Annotated in this window: 22 protein-coding genes; 3 read left to right on the forward strand and 19 right to left on the reverse strand. The window is 41.3% G+C overall.

Features of this window, described 5'->3' with window-relative positions; all coding sequences use genetic code 11:
• Positions 1-316 precede the first annotated feature (316 nt).
• Complete coding sequence (gene guaD, locus NST85_RS15415) at positions 317-1,687, forward strand: guanine deaminase (protein ID WP_127192777.1); 1,371 nt, start codon at positions 317-319, stop codon at positions 1,685-1,687.
• Between the two features lie 189 nt (positions 1,688-1,876).
• On the opposite strand, the gene NST85_RS15420 is transcribed toward guaD, so the two are convergent.
• The 12 genes from NST85_RS15420 to NST85_RS15475 all read right to left on the reverse strand — a co-directional run bounded on the left by NST85_RS15420 (position 1,877) and on the right by NST85_RS15475 (position 14,336).
• On the reverse strand, positions 1,877-4,990 hold the full coding sequence (locus NST85_RS15420) for an MMPL family transporter (RefSeq protein ID WP_341189722.1): 3,114 nt from the start codon (positions 4,988-4,990) through the stop codon (positions 1,877-1,879).
• An 87-nt stretch (positions 4,991-5,077) separates the two neighbouring features.
• Positions 5,078-5,695, reverse strand: coding sequence for a TetR/AcrR family transcriptional regulator (locus NST85_RS15425; protein ID WP_127192779.1), 618 nt, complete (start codon positions 5,693-5,695; stop codon positions 5,078-5,080).
• Positions 5,696-5,877: 182 nt separating this feature from the next.
• A complete protein-coding gene (locus NST85_RS15430) occupies positions 5,878-6,141 on the reverse strand; it encodes a helix-turn-helix domain-containing protein (protein WP_127192780.1) in 264 nt (87 codons plus the stop codon).
• 16 nt (positions 6,142-6,157) lie between these two features.
• Positions 6,158-7,150, reverse strand: coding sequence for a hypothetical protein (locus tag NST85_RS15435; protein WP_127192781.1), 993 nt, complete (start codon positions 7,148-7,150; stop codon positions 6,158-6,160).
• Between the two features lie 507 nt (positions 7,151-7,657).
• The gene (locus NST85_RS15440) at positions 7,658-8,584 is read right to left on the reverse strand and encodes an IS3 family transposase (RefSeq protein ID WP_127195315.1); all 927 of its coding nucleotides are present in this window, start codon (positions 8,582-8,584) and stop codon (positions 7,658-7,660) included.
• Positions 8,575-8,898 carry a transposase gene (locus NST85_RS15445; RefSeq protein WP_127195314.1) on the reverse strand — a complete coding sequence of 108 codons (324 nt, stop codon included), beginning with the start codon at positions 8,896-8,898 and terminating at the stop codon, positions 8,575-8,577. Before NST85_RS15445 ends, NST85_RS15440 begins: the two co-directional genes overlap by 10 nt.
• 224 nt (positions 8,899-9,122) lie before the next feature.
• Complete coding sequence (locus tag NST85_RS15450; protein ID WP_127192782.1) at positions 9,123-9,689, reverse strand: NADPH-dependent FMN reductase; 567 nt, start codon at positions 9,687-9,689, stop codon at positions 9,123-9,125.
• A gap of 12 nt (positions 9,690-9,701) precedes the next feature.
• Positions 9,702-10,760: an LLM class flavin-dependent oxidoreductase gene (locus NST85_RS15455; RefSeq protein ID WP_341189723.1), complete on the reverse strand. Its 1,059-nt coding sequence runs from the start codon at positions 10,758-10,760 to the stop codon at positions 9,702-9,704.
• 35 nt (positions 10,761-10,795) lie between these two features.
• Complete coding sequence (locus NST85_RS15460) at positions 10,796-11,737, reverse strand: ring-cleaving dioxygenase (protein WP_341189724.1); 942 nt, start codon at positions 11,735-11,737, stop codon at positions 10,796-10,798.
• Between the two features lie 54 nt (positions 11,738-11,791).
• Complete coding sequence (locus NST85_RS15465; RefSeq protein WP_127192785.1) at positions 11,792-12,235, reverse strand: MarR family winged helix-turn-helix transcriptional regulator; 444 nt, start codon at positions 12,233-12,235, stop codon at positions 11,792-11,794.
• Positions 12,236-12,312: 77 nt separating this feature from the next.
• Positions 12,313-13,539, reverse strand: coding sequence for an MDR family MFS transporter (locus NST85_RS15470; RefSeq protein WP_341189725.1), 1,227 nt, complete (start codon positions 13,537-13,539; stop codon positions 12,313-12,315).
• Positions 13,540-13,799: 260 nt separating this feature from the next.
• Entirely contained in the window at positions 13,800-14,336 is a 537-nt protein-coding gene (locus NST85_RS15475; RefSeq protein ID WP_127192787.1) for a GNAT family N-acetyltransferase, read from the reverse strand.
• 209 nt (positions 14,337-14,545) lie between these two features.
• Between NST85_RS15475 and NST85_RS15480 the strand changes: the two genes are divergently transcribed.
• Positions 14,546-15,526: an NAD(P)H-quinone oxidoreductase gene (locus NST85_RS15480; protein ID WP_341191119.1), complete on the forward strand. Its 981-nt coding sequence runs from the start codon at positions 14,546-14,548 to the stop codon at positions 15,524-15,526.
• A gap of 75 nt (positions 15,527-15,601) precedes the next feature.
• Here the strand turns inward: NST85_RS15480 and NST85_RS15485 are convergent, their stop codons facing one another.
• Positions 15,602-16,156: a TetR/AcrR family transcriptional regulator gene (locus NST85_RS15485; protein WP_127192788.1), complete on the reverse strand. Its 555-nt coding sequence runs from the start codon at positions 16,154-16,156 to the stop codon at positions 15,602-15,604.
• Between the two features lie 167 nt (positions 16,157-16,323).
• Here NST85_RS15485 and NST85_RS15490 point away from each other — a divergent pair, with 167 nt between their 5' ends.
• A complete protein-coding gene (locus tag NST85_RS15490) occupies positions 16,324-17,769 on the forward strand; it encodes a DHA2 family efflux MFS transporter permease subunit (RefSeq protein WP_341189726.1) in 1,446 nt (481 codons plus the stop codon).
• A gap of 357 nt (positions 17,770-18,126) precedes the next feature.
• Here the strand turns inward: NST85_RS15490 and NST85_RS15495 are convergent, their stop codons facing one another.
• The 6 genes from NST85_RS15495 to NST85_RS15520 form a co-directional block, all read right to left on the reverse strand.
• Positions 18,127-18,903, reverse strand: coding sequence for a hypothetical protein (locus NST85_RS15495; RefSeq protein WP_341189727.1), 777 nt, complete (start codon positions 18,901-18,903; stop codon positions 18,127-18,129).
• A gap of 14 nt (positions 18,904-18,917) precedes the next feature.
• Positions 18,918-19,145, reverse strand: a complete 228-nt coding sequence (locus NST85_RS15500) for a M56 family metallopeptidase (protein ID WP_127192791.1) — start codon at positions 19,143-19,145, stop codon at positions 18,918-18,920.
• A 59-nt stretch (positions 19,146-19,204) separates the two neighbouring features.
• On the reverse strand, positions 19,205-19,855 hold the full coding sequence (locus NST85_RS15505) for a hypothetical protein (RefSeq protein ID WP_127192792.1): 651 nt from the start codon (positions 19,853-19,855) through the stop codon (positions 19,205-19,207).
• Positions 19,856-20,128: 273 nt separating this feature from the next.
• On the reverse strand, positions 20,129-20,695 hold the full coding sequence (locus tag NST85_RS15510; RefSeq protein ID WP_341189728.1) for a sugar O-acetyltransferase: 567 nt from the start codon (positions 20,693-20,695) through the stop codon (positions 20,129-20,131).
• Positions 20,692-21,378, reverse strand: coding sequence for an HAD-IA family hydrolase (locus NST85_RS15515; RefSeq protein WP_341189729.1), 687 nt, complete (start codon positions 21,376-21,378; stop codon positions 20,692-20,694). Before NST85_RS15515 ends, NST85_RS15510 begins: the two co-directional genes overlap by 4 nt.
• A 15-nt stretch (positions 21,379-21,393) precedes the next feature.
• Positions 21,394-22,044, reverse strand: a complete 651-nt coding sequence (locus tag NST85_RS15520; RefSeq protein WP_341189730.1) for a helix-turn-helix transcriptional regulator — start codon at positions 22,042-22,044, stop codon at positions 21,394-21,396.

The raw sequence follows: 22,044 nt of genomic DNA on the forward strand, positions 1-22,044 counted from the left end.
CAGCTGGGGCACATTTTTATGGTATTTTTTTCGGTTAAGTTTCCACAAAAATCACAAATTTGATAATTTCCCATGTTGTCTCCTTAGGTATGTGTCTCTATGTACCACTTATGTACTATCTATCATGACTACTATGAATCATTATACCTGTATTTAGCAAACACTGCTATATATAGATTCTTTATTCTCACTCGTAAAAACGATACTTTCGCCCGATATTCATTTTAAAATAGCTCTAAGAATAGACTTTGAATTTTGAATCCCCTATAATATTAAAGGATAATTCAACAAAAATACGAACATTAAGGTGTAATTTATGACAAAATATACGCAAGTATTCTTAGGAACTGCTTTTTCCTCTAAGACGCCTAAAGAAGTACAAATTCTAAGAGATTATCTTTTCTGTGTGAATGCGGACGGTATGATCGAACAAACCGTTGCTCCAGAAGATGCTGAGTATCAAACGTTACTTGATGCTTACCAAGGGAAAGAGAACTTTCATCGTTTAGCCGAAGGTCAGTATATCTTGCCTGGATTTGTGGATTTGCATGTTCATGCACCGCAATGGGCTCAATCTGGAACAGCTTTGGATATTCCGCTCCATGATTGGTTGAACACATACACGTTTCCAGTAGAATCGAAATTTTCTGATTTGAATTTTGCCCAAGATGTCTATCAAGATGTCGTAAGCACCCTGCTCGCAAATGGAACCACAACTGTACTTTATTTCGCAACCGTGCATAAAGAAGCAAGTATATTGCTAGCCAAAATTTGTGCTGAAAAGGGACAACGCGGTTTGGTTGGGAAAGTAGTTATGGATCATCAGGACAACAACCCTGAATACTATCGTGACCAAGATACTGAGACTGCATTAGCGGATACAGAGGAATTTATTATCGCGATCAAGGAGCTAGCGAAGTCAACGAAACAAGGGGTCTATCCTGTCGTCACTCCGCGTTTTATTCCAAGCTGTACCGATGAAGCATTACAAGGTCTAGGAGAATTAGCTACAAAGTACGATACTTACGTACAATCTCACTGTAGTGAAAGCGATTGGGAGCATGGCTACGTACAAGAACGTTACAATAAGAACGATGCGTTTGCTTTAAACGATTTTGGTCTCTTACGTGATAAGTCCGTTATGGCGCATTGCAATTTCATTAATGATGCTGATGCCGATCTATTCGCCGAAACGGGTACTGCGGTTTGCCATTGTCCCATCTCCAATGCTTATTTTGCTAATAGCGTAATTCCTATCGCACATCTACATGCTAAAAATGTTGAAATTGGTTTAGGATCCGATATCTCTGGTGGTTTCTCACCGAGCCTCTACGATAATGCCAGACAAGCAGTCATCTCCTCCAGAATGCTGGAAGACGGTGTGAATACGAATCTTCCTGCTGAAGAACGTGGTGTTCCAAATTCACGTATCACCATTAACGAAGCGTTCTATCTCGCAACAGCCGGAGGCGGTGAAAGTCTTAGCTTACCGATCGGCCGCTTAGAAGCGAGCTACGCATGGGATATACAAATCATTGATACGAAATTAGCTTCTGCAAAACTGCCTATTTACCAGGCCAATGAAGACTTACTTGATGTCTTCCAGAAGATCATGTATCTTGCCCGTCCTGAGAACATTCGCGAAGTTTGGGTACAGGGTGAGAAAGTTCATTCTCGTATGTCTTAACATCAATCAATATGACCTTTATTAGGCCTTCAAGAGGTGACTTCTGAATCAGGAGTCATCTTTTTTTTGTTCGATAGTTCGGTTCAAACACAAATGACCCGTAAGAGGGGTACTTTTTTCAAAGTTTCCATCTTACGGGTCACAGTTCAGTCTAGCGATCTAGACTTTCTTTATCATCTACGCAGCAAGTTAATTATTTGAAATTTTCATAACAAGGTTCTCGCTGTTGGAAGATCTTTTTCTGTTCTTGATGGATTCAGGAAGCAACATAAGCGCCGGGAGTAGCATTGGCAGAAAGATAAAACAAAGTACAACCAGACCTACGATCGTCGCCACCGCCAATTCTATAAGCAAGATTAGACCTGATGGAGCCAACGTTGCGAGAGTCCCCCCTAGTATAATCATAGCTGAGATAACGACACCTCCCACATGTTTCGCTGCGTGGATTATCGCTTCACCTGTTGGCAAATCTTCATGTTCCTTATATCGCATCATGAGGAAGATACTATAGTCCACCCCGACCGCTACAATGATGATGAAGGAGAAGAACGGCACGAAGGAGGATACCCCATCTGCTTTGATGATATATTCAGCGACGACATTCGATGCCGCCATGGCAACATAATAAGAAGCTAACAATGACAGGACAATATACACGGACGTCCAGAACTTCCGAATAACGAATAACAATACCAGGAATATACCAGCAATGATAATAATCGCCGTACTACTGAACGATTCTACCTGTGCAGCATTCATATCATATGTCGTTGAACTCGGTCCTGTGGCACCGGATTTTGCGCCTGCCAATACCGTTCCATTCAATCCAGTTGTCATCGTATCGTTGATTTTCTCGATGGTCTCCATCGCTGCCGGAGAATACGGATCAAGATCCAAGATGACAATCCACTTCGTAATGGTCCGGTCCTGTGACATGAAATTATTTAATGAACCTTTGAAATCCTCACTCGTTAAAGCTTCACGCGGAATAAAGAAGGTCTTGGACGAATTTAATTCGGTGATGAAATTTCCTGTCTTATTTAGACCATCCGAAATATCCCCTAAACCGTCTCCGCTTTTGCCTAGTCCGTCTTTTAATTGCGTCATACCATCGGACAGTTGGGATAACCCGGTTGAGAGCTTCTGTTGTCCATCTTTAACTCCAGCAAGGCCTTCATTCAGCCTCTTCATATTTGTAGCAATCTCACGGTTACCTGCAGCGCCCTCCTTAAGACCTTTCACGAGCGCATCCGCTCCTGAGGATAAGGCTGCAAGACCATTCGTCATTTGGGTCTGCGCCTCTGCTATCTGCTGTAACCCTTGGGAAGCCTTGGCGAAGTTTTCATTCAGCTGCGTATAATTTTTGTTCAGCTCTTGGAAACCTCCAATAATCTGTGCCATCCCAGATTCAAGTCCTGTACCCGTCTGTTTCAGCGTCAGGTAATCTGGATCTTGGCCCAAATCGCTATACTTGGCGCCCAGCCCTCCGATTAACCCATTCATTCCGGCAAGCCCCTGCTGAATAGCCGGTAATTTACTTTCCAACTGAACATAACCATCGCCCAAGGTGTTGTAACCCAGGTTCAATTGCGTCATGCCGTTACTTAATTTCGAAGTTTCCGCAGCAACGGCGTTAAGACCCGTCTCGAGACTTTTTATGCCATCACGAAGTTGTGCTGCACCGCCCGCCCCTTGGTCGATACCTTGCGTCACTTGATTGATCGCATCGGTAATTTGGGTATAACCATTTTGTACTTGACCCGTACCCGAGACGAGTTGGTCTACGCTCGAGAAGTCCGGGCTAACCAATTTGTCTTGCATTTGCAAGATGCCGTCCTGAATCTGATCTACGCCGTCTTTCGTGTCATGTATGCCATCCGCGACTGTCTCTGTCTGCGAACTAATATAGAACTCATCAATCGGCTCCGATTGCGGTTGGGTCACACTCGCGACCATTTTCACGCCATCAACTTCTTTTAATTTATCCGTTAATTTATCGACGACGGCCAAGGACTCGTTATTATCCATAGCTTTATCACTCTGAGCGACAACTGTCGTCGGCAGAGCCTGACCCCGGCTGAAGTGCTCAGCTACGATATTAAAGCCATGCGTCGATTCGTACCCATCCCCCAACTCTTTTATTTGGTCAAAGGAAAGCTTCTGCCCACTGGACAGCAGAACTGGAATCATCATGATCACGATGATACCTGTGGTCAGCACCGGGTATTTGACCGCTGTAGATGTCATCTTCGCCCAGAGTTTGTTCTCCTTATGCCCAGTCACTTTCTTTGTCGGCCAGAATAATTTATTTCCCAATGTCTTCATGATAAACGGCGTTAATGTCATGATCTCAAGTAACAGAATGACAGCCCCGATCGCAACGACATTAGCCGATTGATAGATCCCGAAGGTTGAGAAGCTTAAGCCTGCGAATGCGATAAAGACCGTTAAAATACTATAGACTATGGTCTTCCCTGCCGTCTTATAAGTCGAAATAATAGCTTCATCCGTTGATTTGCCATGTGCAAGCTCTTCCTTGAACCGATTAAACAAGAGGATGTTGTAGTCGGTCCCAATCCCGAACAGAATCGCGATAAGTAGCATTTGTGTCAAGCTGGTCAACGGGAAATGGAACTTGTCGATAAGTTGGGCTGCAATCCCCATCGAACATAGATAGGTAATCCCCACCGCAAACAGCGAGACGAATGGGATGATGACAGAGCGAAACATAATAATTAATACTACAAGAATAAAGATAACGGTCAGAATCGCACTCTTCTCGACGCCTTTCTCAGATGCCTTCAGATAATCGTTCTGAATGAATTCCTCACCGGTCAAATAGAAGGGTACCTTTACGTCCTTCAACGTTTGATTGAACTCTTCCTTGATATCTTCGATTTCGCGTTGTTTCTTATCTAGGCTAAAACTTGCCATTATAGTCGTCTGATCCTCAGATATGAGAGAAGATTTCGCATCCGGCATGGAGAACGGATCCAGCATATCACCGACACCAAGCTCAGTTTGATGAGACTTGATTCTGCCAATTCCCGTCTCAATCTGTTGCATATCCTGATCCGTCAATTTATCCGGGTTGTGGAACACGATGATGTTGCTCGTACCGTTGGTTGGATGCATCTTATTCAAGATCGAAGCTGCAACCTTCGACGGGCTGTTTTCTTGCAGCGGATCTTGACCTCTTTGACGCAGAATGGCATTCACATCCGGCTGGAACACGGCTAGTACGATCGTGACCACCAGCCACAAAGCGAGAATACCCCAACGCCATTTAATAACCTTGTGCATGCTTACAATCTCCTCTCTACTTTTCCCTATCCATTAATTCCCACAGATAATGAACAAGCGTTCATTATTAGTCCAAAAAAATTAAATTTATATATTTAATCTTGAAATAATCCCTGCACAGTATACTCGCAACAATTCGTCTACCAATTGACGCACAGTCTCTCCATCCTCATGATCGCGCAAAATAATACATACGCCTTCAATTAAGGTTCCTGCTAGCATGTGAGCCAGATTACGCTCTTCAATCATCGCTTGATCCTGCTGATCTTCCCCGGGAATGAAGACCTTCATCAGAATATGGGCTGCCAATTGAATCAACTCTTGCTTCACAGGTTCATACGAAGAGCCGCTGCTCAAATTCAACAGAATGCGAAGCTCCACATTCGATTCTTTGAATAGTTCAACGATCGTACTTTCTACTTTACGGAGATAATCAAGAGGGTTGGTGGTATTTATCACACAGTAGCTATCGTCAAAATCATCTTTGATCTCCATAAGATATTGAATGAACTTCTCATAGACTGGATGAATCAACTCTTGGAAGAGATCTTCTTTATTCTTAAAATATCGATAGATATTACCTGGTGTGATCCCCGCCAAATTAGCAATCTGCCGCATAGAGGCGTTGGAATAACCATGCCGCATAAACTCCGACAAGGCCGCTTGAAGAATGCTGTTTTTTACTTCATCTTTTAAATATTGCATCAATGAACACCCGTTTACTTTTGTTTTTTTTATTATACTGAGCTCCTGCGGAAAATACAACTCCGACTTTGTCAAAAAAAACACGCCTTAGTTTAATCAGCGTGTTTTTAACATGTATCTTACCCGTCCTGAGAACATTTGCGAAGTTTGGGTACATGGTGAAGGTCTTTTCTTTGTTATTGTCATTGATCCATCCCCAGAGTATCTTTAATTTGCGGAATAGATAGTCCTTTTGCTTTTAGTTCTTTAATCAAAAGAATACGCGCTACAGTTACTTCTCTGTTATATCTGCGTGTCAGATTCTCTTCCGCCTGTTCGAAAGGCAGCATACCTTCTTCGGTGTAAAATTTCAGTGTACTATATCGTGAATCCGTGAGCCGCACTAATTCGCCAATGGATACAAACTCTGAGTTCAATATCGTCTCCATGGAACGTTGTCTTGACATATGATTACCAACTCCTTTAAATTGGGCGCCTAGGTACAAGGCGCACACCTTGAATTGGTACTCTCATCATAACGAAATGCGGAGCTGCTTCGTAAACTACATTATCTATTTTAATTGTCGAAATCGATCCCTTCTCTAACACTGTAACTTCATGCCCATAGGACACTAACCGCTTTATTACTTCATTTAGTCTTTGAGTGGAATTGGTAAACCAAGACTCCGTCTCAATAAAGACAGCTTGCGAGCGCTCTAGCATGGGGAAGAAGAAATTGATACTGCTACCCACGTACGTCATCGCAAATTTTTTCTTCATTCGAAGGAATTGTTTGATTCCTAACTCGAGTCCATGTCGAATTTGAATCGGGAACAATGATTTAGCTAGTAAAGAGCTTTGATAAAATTCATTCATTCTTGAATTTACCTTCTCTAACTCGTTCCGCGAGAAGAAATCATGCATGCATCCACATTCTCTAAGAAGCCAAAGCATACAAATGATCTCATCTGTCACTAAACCCTCTTCCAGAATTTCTGCTCGAATATTCTCTGTTGTCCTTGTGTATGCCTCAATATTGCTGCGATATTCTTTGATTTCTACACCTGATGAATCAAAATACATATCGCTCCCCAAAAGGCTAGGGATTACTTCAAGTAAACCCTCTTCCATTAGTGAATCTGATATGGCATGTTCAAACTTCTTTAATTTTTTATTAGAAAGCTTGGATGCCCTTGTCAGCCACCATTTCAGTTCACCCTCTACCTGATCGTTTTTGCGCAGTAAAGGTTTTAAAATTGCTTCTCTATAGAGTATGGGACGAGATGAATCAAGCACATCATTTTTTAATACTAATTTATTCTCCGTTTGTGCAAAACCACCGTCTAAGTAGACCTCTAAAATAACAGCTGCTGCCATACTACGAAGAGCTACTTTCTTGACTGTGGTCATATGAAGACTGCTTTGTGCATTTAACGCCATTAATGAAAAACTTTGTGCTAATTTTAAATCTGTCATAACAATCCACCCCATTCATGTTTTTATTCAACCGGGTTAAGTAGCTATATTATGTGGGATAATTTGGTTGTTACTTACTACTTACTACTTACTACTTATCACTTACTACTTAAGATTTTGCATAAATATGTCAATGGGTAGTTCCTTTAAACATAGAAAAACCCTCTAAACACTTTGAAATATTTGTGTTTAGAGGATTCTTTAGTTATGAACCGGATACCGTTACTGCTCATGCATAACTAGCGTGTGGATCGTCGGATTTGCGTGCGGGATGTGCGTTACGGACATGAGGGCCGTTATTGATGAATAAAATGGCTTTTCTGGCTTTTTGCGGACATGAGGTACCTTATTTGCGTATTTCGCCCCCGTTTACCGGTGATTTGAAGGCAATAACGGATCTCATGTCCGATAAATGCTCTATATAGGCGTTTTTGTCACACATAACGGATCGTATCGGTTCAACCCCCTAAATTTGGACACTTTCCACATCATTCTTAAGAAATCTCATCATAGCGCAATTTTTTGTGGGGGAATCAACCCCATGGTCATCAAACGTAAGTATTCCTTGGGTGGCCAATCCTTGAGACTGCCATGGATCCGTTCCGTATTGTAGTACCGAATGAATCGATCTACTTCTGCAAAGGCTTCTTCGTAATTTTCAAAACAATTGCGTTGGTAACATTCTCGCTCTATGATGCTGTGATACGACTCAATAAACGCGTTTTTGTTTGGTGTTTGGTTGGGGATCCGTTCGTGCTCTATGCCAGTTTGTTCGCAAAAAGTATAGAAAGCTTTACTAATAAACTGTGGCCCATTATCGGTCCGTATGACCAACTTGTGTTCTTGTTCGTGTATTCGCCGCTTTAGAAGCGCCTTCTGTACCGTACGTAAGATGTCCTGCGTGCTGCAAACCTTTCCGCGATGATGGGCGACAATGTTCCGATCAAACACGTCAATAATGCTTGCCAGGTAGAAATGCTGACGTTTACCGGCTACGTAACCGTACTTAATGTCCATCTGCCATAACTGGTTAGGTCCATCCACAACTCGGTTATTTGCAAGCCTTTTGGGTACAGGATTTGTCAGTTCACGCTGCGGATGAAGGATGCCCATTTCTTTGCATAAACGGTATACTTTCTTTTTGTTAATGATTAATTTATATTTTCGCCGCAACAACGTAGTTAGCTTTCGGTAGCCGAACGCTGAATTTGGCCCTTGGATAAGGCGTCTGAGGTACCCTCTAATACGAGCATCTACCACCTGTTTTCCATCCTTGTCAAATGAGTAACCCGGAATAGGCCGGCCGCTACTGACAGGTTGTTGGTGTTCAGGATGTTGCAGACGATAGTAGTAGGTTGAACGAGGGATTCCACACAGACGTAGTACTCTTTGAATAGGATATCCCTGTTCAATCCAGTGTGTTGCTACTTCCAATCGGGATACTTTTTTTTTACCAAGTCACGAAGGATGTTGTTTTCGAGTTCTTTTTCTCCCAACAGCTTCATGGCACTGTCATATTTCTTCTGCAAATCTTCGTAACTGGCTGCATTCTGTTTCAGTTTCTCGGCATCGATTTGCTTCTTTTTCATAAGGTCGTCCACCTCATCCTGATATTGGCGGACCCAGTTGCTTAACGTTTTAGGAGACATTCCGTGCTTCCGGGCTACCATCTCTACTCGGTAACCGGCAAGCACTTCAACCACTAGCTCCTTCTTCGTTTCAACAGGGCACCTGAATCGTCTTTTCATCGATTTACTCCTTACTCATTTTAGTGTATATGAGGTGGATTGGAGTGTCCAATTGGATTAGGGGGCTATATAGGTATGTCCGTTCATATAATCAACTAATGGTTGAGGGCAGCCAACGCGACTGCCGATTCTGCACACTGCCACTGGATGTGTGCGACTGTCGGTTAAACGAGTGACTGACAGTTTGGCGCGTGATGTTACTGGTGTAGCTTGTATCGCCTTCATCAAAAATCATACTCTGCATCTTTCGCTGCCCTAATCTTTACATAGGCATCAACAAGTAGCACAGTATCCTCTACTAATCGCTCCATGCGGAAGATAACATCATCATTTATAATTTCTTTGCGATGGAAGTCCTTTTCTTCTATAAATACATAAGTTGGTACAATATGCGCCTTCATGTATGCTAAGATCGGCTTTAACTGTTGTTCAACCATTAAATAATGTTTGGCCGTACCCGCTGTTACAAGCATACTGACAACCTTATCACGGAACGCATTGACAGGTAATAAATCAAAAATGTTCTTGAGTGTCGCTGGTATAGAGGCTTGAAACACAGGTGTACCAATAATAATCGCATCTGCAGCCATGATCATTTCGGTTACAACCTTAGTATCGCCCTCATATTCCCGATAATCACGTCCATCACTAAAAACCATTTCATATTCAGCAAGGTCAAGTAATGTAATATCTGCGTCTGGATATTTTTCTCGGGCTATTTGGAGTGTGTAATCCATCGCTGTTCTTGTCTTTGAACCTACGTTAGAGCCTGAGATTCCTACAATTTTCATGATGATCGCTCCTTATTTTTTAGCTGTATGTTTCTTAATCGCAGGCATAATTTCAGTTGCAATCAATTCAATGTTTTTGGCAATCTTATCGAATGGTACCCCGCCAAAATCAATTTGTGCCATAAAACGTTGATGACCATATAATTCATGTTGATAGAGCATTTTTTCAATAATTTGTTGTGGGCTACCCACCATTAGCGCATCGCGATAATCAACGGATTGTGCAAACTGTTGTTTTGGATACCCGCCACCACGTAATGCCTGCATACCCGTATCAAGATGAGGATAATACTCACGAAGTGCATCCTGTGTATTTTCAGCTGTATAGAACAGACTCGTTGTTGCAACGGGTAAAGTTGCAGGATCATTGCCACTTTGTTCTGCTGCCATACGGTAAGCATCAACCGAGGTCTTAAAGCTAGTTGCAGGACCACCAAGTGTTGTTAGCATCATAGGTACGCCGGCGTATCCAGCTTTAATCGCACTGGCAGGCGGTCCACCCACTGCACGCCATAGCGGCATATGACCATTTTGAGGTTGCGGTAAAATACTTGCATTATTGAGTGATGCCCGGAATTGGCCTTCCCATGTCACTTTTTCCTCGTTATTTAGCTTCACTAGAAGCTCCATTTTTTCTTCAAATAGTTCTTCATAATCACGAACATCATAACCAAGTAAGCTGTATGCCCCTACACGTGAACCGCGGCCAGCGACAATTTCAGCACGTCCCCCTGAGATCAAATCAAGTGTGGCAAAATCCTCATACACACGAACTGGATCAGATGTACTTAATACAGTTGCTGAGCTAGCAATCTTAATATTTTTAGTTGCTTGTGCAATTGCCCCTAATATGACAGTATGGGCCTGTGTTGTAAAGTGTGCTTGATGACTTTCACCAACAGCAAATACATCAAGCCCAGCTTCATCTGCAAGCTTACTTGCCTCGATCAATTCTTTAATACGCTGTTCAGCGCTAATCATTGCCCCTGTGTGTGGATTAGGTAGATGATCCCCAATCGAATATAGACCGAATTCAATCCCTTTATTTGCATCAATACGATATTGTTCCATAATATATCTCTCCCTTTTTTAACTCGAATTTTTATTTAATCAAGTGGTGTTAAATTTGCTTCGATCTCTGCACGTCGTTCTTCTAAAAATGGTGGTAAATCTAGTTGTTTACCCAGCTCTTCGACCGATGAATCTGCGGTGAATCCAGGACCATCCGTTGCAATTTCAAATAAAATACCGTTCGATTCACGGAAATATAAGCTTTGGAAGTAAAAACGTTCTACAATCCCTGATGAATGGAAGCCACGTTCCTTAACGACACTATCCCAATAGCGCAACTCTTCTTCGTTCTTAACACGGATGGCCAAATGATGAATGCTTCCTTTTCCAGGCTTCTCACTTGGACCGTCTTGCTGTTTGATAACAATCTCACCCAATGACTGCCCAGCAACAGATTGATAAATCGCTTCTTGATCCGAGTAAGCCACTTCAACATAACCAAACATATCCTTTAAAGTTTTCGCTAAGCGATCTAAGTGACGTACAGTAATTTCAACTGTTCCCATTCCCAAAATTCGATGCTGTTGCTCGATAATAGAGTCTTCCCATCCCATCCATTGCTCAGGAACCTCTTCGTCATTATTATTTATCAAGATCATGCGAAGGCCCTCTGAATCTTCAAAATGTAAAGCATCTCGGCCAGCATATGTTGTAATATCACCATGCTTAACATCTAATGATTCAAACCGTTGTTTCCAGAATCCTAAGCTTTCATATGAAGGGACAAGTAGACCGATTTGTGTGATTGCATTTGTGCCACGAATGGTACTTCCTACTATCGGCATTTCAAAGAACGACAATTCTGTTCCCGCACTACCTGTTATATCTCCATAAAATAAGTGATACATGGAAGGATCATCTTGATTGACCGTCTTCTTCACTCGGCGTAATCCTAATACCTTTTGGTAAAAATGATTATTCAGTTTAGCGTCTTTAGTGATCATTGAAATATGATGATGTCCAGGTATTGTATACATGATTGTTCCTCCTATTGGTTTTAACTTGATTAGTCAATTGATGAAGCAAAAAAATTATTGCGGTGGTATTTCTTTTGTTTGGCTATGTTTATGGACGCGCTTCATTAGTGAGTATAGTGTTTCTTGTTCTTCTTTGTTCAATACTTCATCAAAAAAGGACGATTGAAAAGCAAGTTGTTCCGGCATTGCTTGCTCTAATATGGATTCAGCTTTTGCTGTGAGGCTAATCGTTTTTGTTTTCCAGTCTTGCTTACGTACGATATATCCTTCTTTCTCAAGGCGTACGAGCATACGTGAAATACCACCTTGTGTAACCGTCGCTTTGTCAGCTAGCTCCATTTGCGTGAGTGGCTGATAAACGCGAATTTGCACAAGTACATCAAATTGAGCCGTTGTTAAGTCAAATCGTTTCAAAAATTCATTCGACATCTGGTTACTTTGGTTCGTAAAACGGATTAAGCGTAACCAGATTAACGAACCTAACGTATTATTACGCATTTCGTTTTCCTCCCCTTCGTTAACCTTGCTATCACTTTACTACGCAATTGATAAAAAAGCAAGTTAATATAAGCTCTTCAGATAAGTCTGAAGAGCTTTACATACAGAGCAGCGCTTATTAAAGTAACTAGGAAAATGAAGCCAAACACCTCAATCGGTCCGAGCCAAGATGAAAGGAAAATCGTCAGCGGGGCAAAAAATCGCCCAATGGAATACTGCAAGTTAGATGCCCCCATATACTGTCCCCTTGCATGTTCAGGTGCATAATCACTAACAAAACTCTGTGTCACTGGAGAGCGAGACAACTCCCCTATTGTAAAAATGAAAGTAAATATAAATAACAACCATATATTAGTGGTTAAACCGATCAAAAACATACCCAATCCGAACAATACAGAAGATAAAATAAATACATTTCGGTCACTCCAATGTTCAAACCATTTCGTTACGGGTATGACTAATAGAACAAACATGAGGCCATTTAGGCCAAGCATCCACCCGAATATCTCCGAATTGATTAGAGAAAAAGACCAGTTCTTAAGCGCAAATAATGTTTGGGCTGGTACGTATTCCTTAACGTACGTGGCAAGATACATATCAAGCTGCATGAAAGCAACGGTAACCAAAATACCTGCCAAAATATATATAGCAAAAACTTTATCTCGTAATATAAGTCCATAGTTATGCCATTGTTCCTTGAATACTTTGGACATTGTGTACGATTCCTGCGGAAGTATGGCCTTCATCGGTAATGTCTCTCTAATCTTCCATAAGATCACAAGAGAATAGATTAGCGTAACGAGAGTACAGGTCCACAGAAGTTCAGTTCGATGATGAATGAAGAATATAGATCCAAGCAGCGGCCCAAATACAGCACCGATATTTTTACCCGTTACAAAAGTAGCGAATACCATCCTCCGATCTTTCTCTGGCGTAATATCAGCTACCATTGCAGAACTGGCTGGCGTGTAGATCGAACCACCGAGTCCTACTCCGATATAAGCGATATACTCGATCCATTGAGACGAAGAAAGGGCAAATAAGGCAAACATGGCTGATTGCATGAAAGCTCCAAGCAGCATGGTGGGTCGACGGCCTACTTTATCAGATAAATAACCACCAAACAAACCACCAATGATGCCTACTAGAGGGATCACTGTCATTAACATACTCGCTATAGTTTTGCCAAAAGCATCACTAAAAAACAAGGTCATGAAAGGGAAATACATCCAGAAGAGCATGTTAAATAACGTTTCCCCCATCAGCCTTATTTTCAGATTAAGATCCCATTTAAACCAACTCAACTTAGGTAGTCCTCCTGTTCTCAGCTTCATTGTATAAAAGAAGAAACGAAAAGAAAATATTGTGAAAAAGCGAGGACTAATAATATATCATAAACTTCTAACTTTTCAAGATAATTAATTGAATTTTACATACTCGCAATGTTGTATCTTACTAGAGTAAGTGAACAACAAACGGCAGCCTTGGACGAGAAAATTATGTCCTTGGCTGCCGTTTGTTTTATTGATCTGACTTGGTTTTTATAATTTAGTGAAACGGACACTTATTCAAAGAAAACACCCGGATACTCTACAATTCCAGTTACCCCAGCAAGTGCCTCTTCCTGTAACTCCAATGCCATAAACGCTTCATCAGGTACTTCGAATGGAGCCTGGATTCCCCAATTGGATGCAGCTTTGAATCCGAATTTCGGATAATATCTTGGATGTCCAAGTACGACAACAGAGCTATATCCTAGTTCTTTAGCTTTCTGTAATGCTTTAAGAATTAACATTTTTCCTACGCCTTTGTTTTGGTACTCCGGCAAGACAGCAACAGGAGCAAGTGCAAGTGATTCTACACTTTGAATGCCACTAACAATTTTTATTTTAGATAACAGAATATGTCCAACGATTTCAGTGTCATTCTCATTAGTAGCTACTAATGATAGTTCTGGGATAAACACATCTGCTTGTCTAATTCGAGCGACTAACTCTTGCTCCTTTTTATCGCTAATCTCCATATCCGCAAAAGCACGCTGTACGACTTCTTCGGTGATTTTATAATCTTGAAGTTGCTCTTTTCTAATAGTTATGTTCAAGTTGGTTCACATCTCCTAATTCGAAATAGCTTGTCTTACCTGCATTTTAACATATTTAATCTTCCACAATTACTCCAGTAAAAATCTTCTCAGCATCCTTATCATTCGGAATAACTATTGTTTTAAGTCAAAATAGGTTTTTCTAGCTGTTATGTGTAATATTAATTTGTATATGGTTTGCAAAAAGTAATGAGGAGTTGAGATCAATGATGAAGTGTGTTGTGGCAAAAAAACCGGGTGGCGTGGAGCAACTTGAAGTGGTAGAGCTACCCAAACCCACACCCGCAAAAGGTGAATTACTAATACAAGTTCACGCTACAGCGTTAAATCGTACGGATATATTAATGCGTGAAGGTAAAACAGGTTATGTAGCAAATCCGATTATTGGTGTTGAAATTGCGGGTACCGTAGTTGAAGTAAACGGAGACAGCCCGTTTTCTATAGGAGATAAGGTAATGGGACTTGTCAATGGTGGTGCTTATGCCGAGTATACAGTTATGCCGTCCGATCGTGCCATGATGATTCCTGAATCTTTTACTTTTGAAGAGGCAGCCGCTATTCCAGAAGTATTTCTTACTGCATATCAGACTCTGATTTGGATCGGTCAGCTTCAAGAACATGAGACCGTCTTAATCCATGCAGGTGCTAGCGGAGTTGGGACAGCTGCTATTCAATTGGCAAAAAAACTGTGTAAAGCCAAAGTTATCGTTACCGCTGGTTCCAAAGAGAAGTTAGATTTCTGTCAATCACTTGGTGCCGATGTCCTTATTAATTACAGGGAACAATCTTTCGATACAGAGGTACATCGCGCTACAGATGGCAAAGGTGTAGATCTGATTCTAGATTTTATCGGTGCGGACTATTGGGCTAAAAACCTAGCAAGTCTAAAAGTGGAAGGCCGTTGGGTCCTTATCGGCATTCTAGGCGGAGGTACAATTGAAAAGGTTAATTTATTTGACTTGATGTTAAAAAGAGTTCAACTAACAGGAACTCTATTAACGCCAAGAAGCGATGAATATAAAGCCCGCTTAACGAATGAGTTCATCACCATCGTCACTCCTTATTTTGAACGAGGCGAAATAATCCCTGTTGTTGACAAGGTATATCCACTTGAAAAGGTTGGCGAGGCTCACACGCGTATGGAGGAAAACCACAATACGGGCAAGATAATCCTACAAGTGCAAGAATAGTTATATGGTGTCATAAAACTTAAATGTTAGATAAGGGAATTGGATGCGTCCGGTTCCCTTTTCGTATTTGAACAACTACAAATGCCTCCTCTTATACAACGAGGTAATTTGGCCCGCTATGTATTCAGAGCTATACTGAATGCCATCCTCAATCCACCACATAATAATCCCCAGTAGTGAAGATGCAATGATATCAACTGAAACTACATCCCTTGTGGATTCAATGTTTCTCGCGATTCTACGCGCCTCTATTGTGCTTTTAATAAGGTTAAATAAGTGTTTTTTGAATCCTTTTTTCTCAACCAGTACCGCAAAAATTTTCCGGTAATCATAAATATAATTTAAAAATGTTATCAACTGTTCCTGCTCGAGGATACTCTTTTCATGTAATATCGGTTCTATTTTCATCGATAGGTCATCAAATATTTCATGTACGATCTGCCGTAACAAGTCGTTAATATCCTCATAATGCAAATAAAACGTTGCACGATTTAGTTCTGCACGGTTCGCAATTTTTTGAACGGTCAACTGAGAAACTTCGAGATTTTCGGCTAACAATGAGAAAACGGCATTCTTAAACATTTTCTTTGAGCGAATGGCACGTGGATCTTCTTTCTTTTTTGTAGACATTTCTTCCCTCTATTATCGTTTATTTTTCACTTCATTAACGAATTAACTAATTCTGTCGATTAGTCAACATTTTCAAAGTAATTGTAGATAGGTATTTTTCTAAAATACTGATAAAATATATTTTATTGACACTCTGTCTAAAAAGCAATGAAAAGAGGACTTACTCCATGGGGAAAGACAAAAAGAAAATTAACAATGGGATATTACTAGCGATTTTAATCTTTGGTTGTTTCTTATCCACATTGAATCAAACTCTATTAAATATCGCATTAAGCAATTTGATGGATGTATTTCATGTAACGGCAACAACAGTAGAATGGATTTCAACGGGTTTTATGTTGGTCAACGGGATCTTGATTCCGATTACAGCATATCTAATGAAACGCTTTACAACGCGTCAACTATTCTTAAGTGCTATGCTATTCTTATTAATCGGTTCGATTATTTGCGCAGTGGCGCCAAACTTTAGTGTGCTATTGGCAGGACGGATGATTCAAGCTGCCGGTGCAGGAATTATTATGCCACTCATGATGAGCGTCGTACTCACTATTTTTCCAGTCGAAAAACGTGGTAGTGCAATGGGGCTCCTTGGACTGGCGATCATTTTCGCTCCTGCCATTGGACCGACTCTTTCGGGATTTGTCATTCAATATCACTCTTGGCGCTGGTTGTTTATCGGCCTAATACCGCTTGTCCTTATTGTCATTCTTTTAGCTTATAAATATTTAGTGAATGTTTCCGAAACGTCTAAGTCGAAGCTCGATGTGGTGAGTGTTCTTTTATCAACATTTGGATTTGGCTTTATTTTATACGGTTTCAGTAGTGCAGGTAGCAGAGGTTGGGACGACTTATTTGTGATACTTACATTGGTTATTGGTATCGTTGTAACGGCGCTCTTCTGTATTCGACAAATGAAGTCCGATGACCCACTATTAAACCTATCGGTGTTTAAACATAAAGTCTTTACTTTAACGTCTGTTATTAACGTATTAATCACGATGATGATGTACGCTGATATGATTTTATTGCCGATCTATTTACAAAAAGGTCGTGGGTTCACGGCATTTGATGCAGGGCTTTTATTATTACCAGGCGCACTCGTGAATGCGTTTATGTCACCCGTTACGGGTAAATTGTATGATCGTTTTGGTGCGAAGCCGCTGTTTATCATTGGTTTACTGTTTATTATCCCATCCATGTGGGCCGTAACAGATTTATCTGTAACGACAACGTATATGTTTTTAATGATTCGTACGATTTGCCTTCGAATTGGATTAAGCTTCATTACAATGCCACTCAATACGGCCGGACTAAATGCGCTACCCAAACAACTCGGTATGCACGGTTCAGCTGTGAATAATACCGTTCGGCAAATTGCAGGAGCGATAGGCACTGCTGTTGTGATTACAATATATACAGCACAGGCAACAAGCCATGCTGCTACAGTGATGCACAGTAATCCTTCCACTACTCCTGAGCTCCTTAAAACCCTTGCTTCCATTTTAGGTGCGAGTGATGCCTATTATTTCATGATGATCTTAGCTGTTATCGCACTTGTTATCACATTATTTATGCCTAAGAAAAAGAAGTCAACGATGCAAGAACAAGCTTAATTTAATCTATGTTTGCATGGAAAAATGGCTCATAACCAAAACGATGCTTAACGAAATAAAACTGGGAATAAAGTTAGTTCTTGTCGAGCACTGATTTCATGGATTCGCCGGAAAAGGCAATCGGTTTTACGAGGACACTGAATTGATCAGATAAATAAATATTAGACTCATTACACTTAATTAAAAACAGCGATAGTCATGGACAAGAAAATAAAGTCCTAGACTGTCGCTGTTTTATTGAGCTAACGTCTCCGTTAGCGTAATGACCTGCGTCATCATGTCCATCAGTGAGCTGGACCACCTTTTTGAACATCGGCAGCCTCGACATTCTATGTTCCAATAACGTGTTTGCAAAGCTTATTCAGTTGTGTTTACCTCAGCAAGCTCACCATCGGCATAACGGAACAATTTCTTTGCATCATCTGTCCCCGACTGGATCAAGGTCGAACCGTCTTGTTCCACCAACGTGGTGTAGACGTTCCCAAGCTGCTTGACCACGTCGGCCATCTCGAAATGGCCTTGGGTCCATTGGTAGATCAGCAAGTACGACGGGATGCTGCCAGCTGCTGAGACCGCCATCAAATCAGATTTCCCATCGCCATCAAGATCCACAATTTTGGGCGTCCCCATGGTGAGCAGGTTCAACCATCGCTTGGTTTCCGCGTCGTATCCGATAACTTTAAGTTCAACGTATGCCGCGCCCATGTCTCCAGAGATGAGCAGTTCATTTTGTCCGTTACCTGTGAGGTCGGAGGCTATTAGCTCGTTGATCCCCAACAGACTATAAGAGGAAGCCAAGCCGATGCTATAAGATTGCCCTTCGTCGATTAAGAAAGCGTAGACATCATGCGAATCGGTTCCTTGATAAAGCTTTACCAAGACTTTCTTGCCACTGATTTGTAGCTCTAGCTCTGTGCCCTTTAATTCTTTTAGCCCTGCCTCAGGTTTTTCTGCTGGCAATTCGCTTGTCGGAACTGCGGCAAATTTTAGCTGAGTGGCATATTCGATAACATTATCTCCTTTTTGGCTTACGTCTGTTTTCGCATTCGTTAACGCGCAACCGCTAATCAGTAAAATAACCGCAAGACCAACTAATGACCATTTGGTGGAGTTCTTAGTAAATGAAGTAATCATAATGAGTCTCCTCTCTAGAGCTTTCTTGTTGTCCGAAATGCTTGCAGCGTCTGCTGTCGAACAGAAATTTTAAATGTCTCCAGCAGTTTGATGATCGTGAAGGCGTAGTCTTTTGACTCCGCAGGATTGATGCGAGATAAGGCAAATGCATCGCATGCAATTTCCTGATCTTCACGCATCCTCAAACAATAGGTATACCAAAGGAGCGAATTGAACCAATGGAGCGAAAGAAGCACACTCATGGGAGATTAATCCTACTCTACGCTAAATTCAAGCCTAACCCTACCTTTACATTCCGAATTTACGATACGAGTTCAACAGCCCGTGGTAATATCCTTTCGTATTCCTTATGTAACACATAATGCTGGACGCCTCTCGAAGAGTTAAGGGCTTCCCTGGCGTGCTTGACCGCAGTTTCGATGCAGCCAGCTTTGAGTTCAATTTCCGTTAGCAGTGCTGATCTCATCCAAGGCTTCTTGATGGATTCAAGACGTTTTCGAGCCTGAGCACTCTCCCCGTCCTCCAACAGTAGAATCGTTTCGTAATATGTCCGGTAATCAGAATAGCGGATGTACGGTAAGGCTTCTTGAACTGCAGTCATATCTTTGCGATAAACGCCGTATGCCGCCTTGTACGATGCCTGTGCTGCTGCCTGCTTATATTTGCTCATAAGCTGCTCCATAATCGTTCTTGCTTCATCCTCAAGTCTGTTAGCAAAAACATAATTAATATAGAGTCCAGGCGTGTTTTTCTGACTGCGTAAAAAGGATTCCACGCGGTCCACACGCTTTTCCAAAGCTAACGGATAAATAAATCGGATTATAAAAAAAATCAGGGTAGCCATCACAGCAGTTCCTACTATCAAGACTGACGAATACCCATCGATTGCCATGAATAAAACCACTACGAACAAGACGAAATAAAATGAAATTTTCCACCAAAGTTGCTTCAATATAAATCTCCTTTTAAAACGTAATTAGATAGTTTGAGGAAAAGAAACAGCGAGGTTCCCCAATTCTCCCCAACCTTATATTCACCTTATCTAAGGTATTCGGCGAATGATTAAACTATCCTGCCCGTTACGTTAGTTGAGAAAAGGGCTACCACTCGGCAGCCCTTGCTCTGTTGAACTATCGTTTCCTGTTACTTCAATAAGGATGTGCTTTAAAAGTAATCGGGGATATCAAGTGATATGGAGTTGGCCTCGTCAACGGAGGTAGTTCAATTAAATCTCGATATGTTTAATTACTTTAGCAGGATTCCCACCAACAACTACATTATCAGGTACATCCTTTGTCACCACTGCACCAGAGGCAATAACCGCATTATCTCCAATCGTGATACCAGGATTTATAACTGCGCTTCCACCAATCCAAACGTTATTACCAATCGTTATAGGCTTTCCATACTCTGCCCCTGAAGTACGTTCAAATGGGTTTAGCGGGTGCGTAGCTGTATAGATTTGTACGCCTGGTGCTAGAAAACAATTATCTCCGATTCGAACTTCACACACGTCTAGGATGACACAGTTGAAATTGGCATAAAAATTGTTGCCGACATGGATATTGTAACCATAATCGCAACGAAACGATGGTTCTATGTAAAGGTCACCAGCCGCTGAACCAAAAAGCTCTTTGAGAAGTTCCGTTCGTTTGTCATGTTCCGTTTCCGTTGTTTGATTAAATAAACGACTCAGTCTTCTAGCGTTCTCACGATCTTTGGTTAATTGTGGATCTGCGGCGATATATAGTTCTCCGTTTAACATTTTTTCTTTCTCGGTCTTGATGTTCATTTCCAACTTCCTCTCTCATGCTCTGTATTCATTTTATCACTGATTAGTGTTCTTAATTCAAGTAGGTCATCAATGATTGCATCCGCTTGTGCAAGCTCGTCTTCTTGGGAAAAGTCAAACCGACAGCCAATCGCCATCAAGCCATTGCTTTTTGCAGCATGGATATCAGATAGTCTATCCCCGACCACTGCAGCATGCTCGATGTTATATTTATTTAGAATAAAGTTAACTAGATCAGCCTTATTCTGTGTTTGTATCTGCTGAATACTGAAGGTTTCAGTGACCCATACATCAAAATTATAATAATTTACGATGGCATTCAGATATTCGACTTGTCCATTACTTGCGATAAAGATGGAGCTACCTGTTTCTTTCAAGTAATCGAAGACCTCGCGGACATGCGGATAGAGGGCACCGTTTCCATTGTTAATATTTGTAATTAATTTATCATGGAAAAATTCGTTTGCCCTTTGTCTGATCTCATTTGAATGAGTCGGTAATAACGTTTCCCATACTACGGGTAGAGGAACGCCCATAATCTCACGATATTTTTGAAGAGGCGTTTCGTTAGACCACTCATTTAGAGACGTCAAATACGCAAAGGTTTCATCTAGAGCCAACTCTAAGATTTTGTTCGTCTGAAACAGCGTTCCATCCATATCGAATATAAGTGATGAAGGCATTTTAACTTCTCCTGATTAGTTGTTGTTATCTCTCTTTTTAATTTGATAGGTACATCTTTGTCCGCCATCGGCAAGGCATTCCGTACGTTTGACTTCCGCATTGCCTAGTAACGATTCAAATAATTGTAATTCGCACCCACAAGCCTGTTGATATTTCGTAGCGACTTGTTCAATCGGGCAATTGTGTTCCTGAAGCACAAACTCACCCTCATTGATCTGCTCCCACTCAGCCATGTACCCATTTTCGTTCTGAATGTTGGCGAGATTTGAAACACGATCAGCAAAGTCCTGCCCTTGCATGTGGCTATCGTATAGCTTGACCATCTTATTCTTACGTCCTTCAAAAACCTGCTCAATGCCCACTTCGCCAAAATGATCTTCAATCTCTTCTAATAATTCAAGCGAGAATGTTTGGTATTTAACAGGAAAGAAGCCTCTGGAATGATCGGTTAGGCAATAAACAGCCGTTGGTCTGCCCATGGATTGCCTGATCTTCTTGGAAGTAATGTGATTATCCCGTTCTAATGATTGAATATGACGGCTGACAGCCATAACCGTTATCCCCAGTGCTTCCGAAAGATCCTTGATACTTAACTCACCTTTAGTTTTTAGAAGCTGCATAATGTATTGTCTCGTCGAAAGCTTACTTTGATCGATTGGCGTCAT

Source organism: Paenibacillus sp. FSL K6-2524, assembly GCF_038005525.1.
GTDB classification, from domain to species: domain Bacteria; phylum Bacillota; class Bacilli; order Paenibacillales; family Paenibacillaceae; genus Fontibacillus; species Fontibacillus anaericanus.

Bases quoted from the DNA above. Each gene is read 5' to 3' on its own strand.
- NST85_RS15450 (WP_127192782.1), bottom strand. From the start codon at position 9,689: ATGAAAATTGTAGGAATCTCAGGCTCTAACGTAGGTTCAAAGACAAGA.
- NST85_RS15425 (WP_127192779.1), bottom strand. From the start codon at position 5,695: ATGCAATATTTAAAAGATGAAGTAAAAAACAGCATTCTTCAAGCGGCC.
- NST85_RS15480 (WP_341191119.1), top strand. From the start codon at position 14,546: ATGAAGTGTGTTGTGGCAAAAAAACCGGGTGGCGTGGAGCAACTTGAA.
- NST85_RS15510 (WP_341189728.1), bottom strand. From the start codon at position 20,695: ATGAACATCAAGACCGAGAAAGAAAAAATGTTAAACGGAGAACTATAT.
- NST85_RS15420 (WP_341189722.1), bottom strand. From the start codon at position 4,990: ATGCACAAGGTTATTAAATGGCGTTGGGGTATTCTCGCTTTGTGGCTG.
- NST85_RS15460 (WP_341189724.1), bottom strand. From the start codon at position 11,737: ATGTATACAATACCTGGACATCATCATATTTCAATGATCACTAAAGAC.
- NST85_RS15430 (WP_127192780.1), bottom strand. From the start codon at position 6,141: ATGTCAAGACAACGTTCCATGGAGACGATATTGAACTCAGAGTTTGTA.
- NST85_RS15515 (WP_341189729.1), bottom strand. From the start codon at position 21,378: ATGCCTTCATCACTTATATTCGATATGGATGGAACGCTGTTTCAGACG.
- NST85_RS15500 (WP_127192791.1), bottom strand. From the start codon at position 19,145: ATGAGTGTGCTTCTTTCGCTCCATTGGTTCAATTCGCTCCTTTGGTAT.
- NST85_RS15520 (WP_341189730.1), bottom strand. From the start codon at position 22,044: ATGACGCCAATCGATCAAAGTAAGCTTTCGACGAGACAATACATTATG.
- NST85_RS15485 (WP_127192788.1), bottom strand. From the start codon at position 16,156: ATGTCTACAAAAAAGAAAGAAGATCCACGTGCCATTCGCTCAAAGAAA.
- NST85_RS15445 (WP_127195314.1), bottom strand. From the start codon at position 8,898: ATGAAAAGACGATTCAGGTGCCCTGTTGAAACGAAGAAGGAGCTAGTG.
- NST85_RS15465 (WP_127192785.1), bottom strand. From the start codon at position 12,235: ATGCGTAATAATACGTTAGGTTCGTTAATCTGGTTACGCTTAATCCGT.
- NST85_RS15455 (WP_341189723.1), bottom strand. From the start codon at position 10,760: ATGGAACAATATCGTATTGATGCAAATAAAGGGATTGAATTCGGTCTA.
- NST85_RS15495 (WP_341189727.1), bottom strand. From the start codon at position 18,903: ATGATTACTTCATTTACTAAGAACTCCACCAAATGGTCATTAGTTGGT.
- guaD (WP_127192777.1), top strand. From the start codon at position 317: ATGACAAAATATACGCAAGTATTCTTAGGAACTGCTTTTTCCTCTAAG.
- NST85_RS15490 (WP_341189726.1), top strand. From the start codon at position 16,324: ATGGGGAAAGACAAAAAGAAAATTAACAATGGGATATTACTAGCGATT.
- NST85_RS15435 (WP_127192781.1), bottom strand. From the start codon at position 7,150: ATGACAGATTTAAAATTAGCACAAAGTTTTTCATTAATGGCGTTAAAT.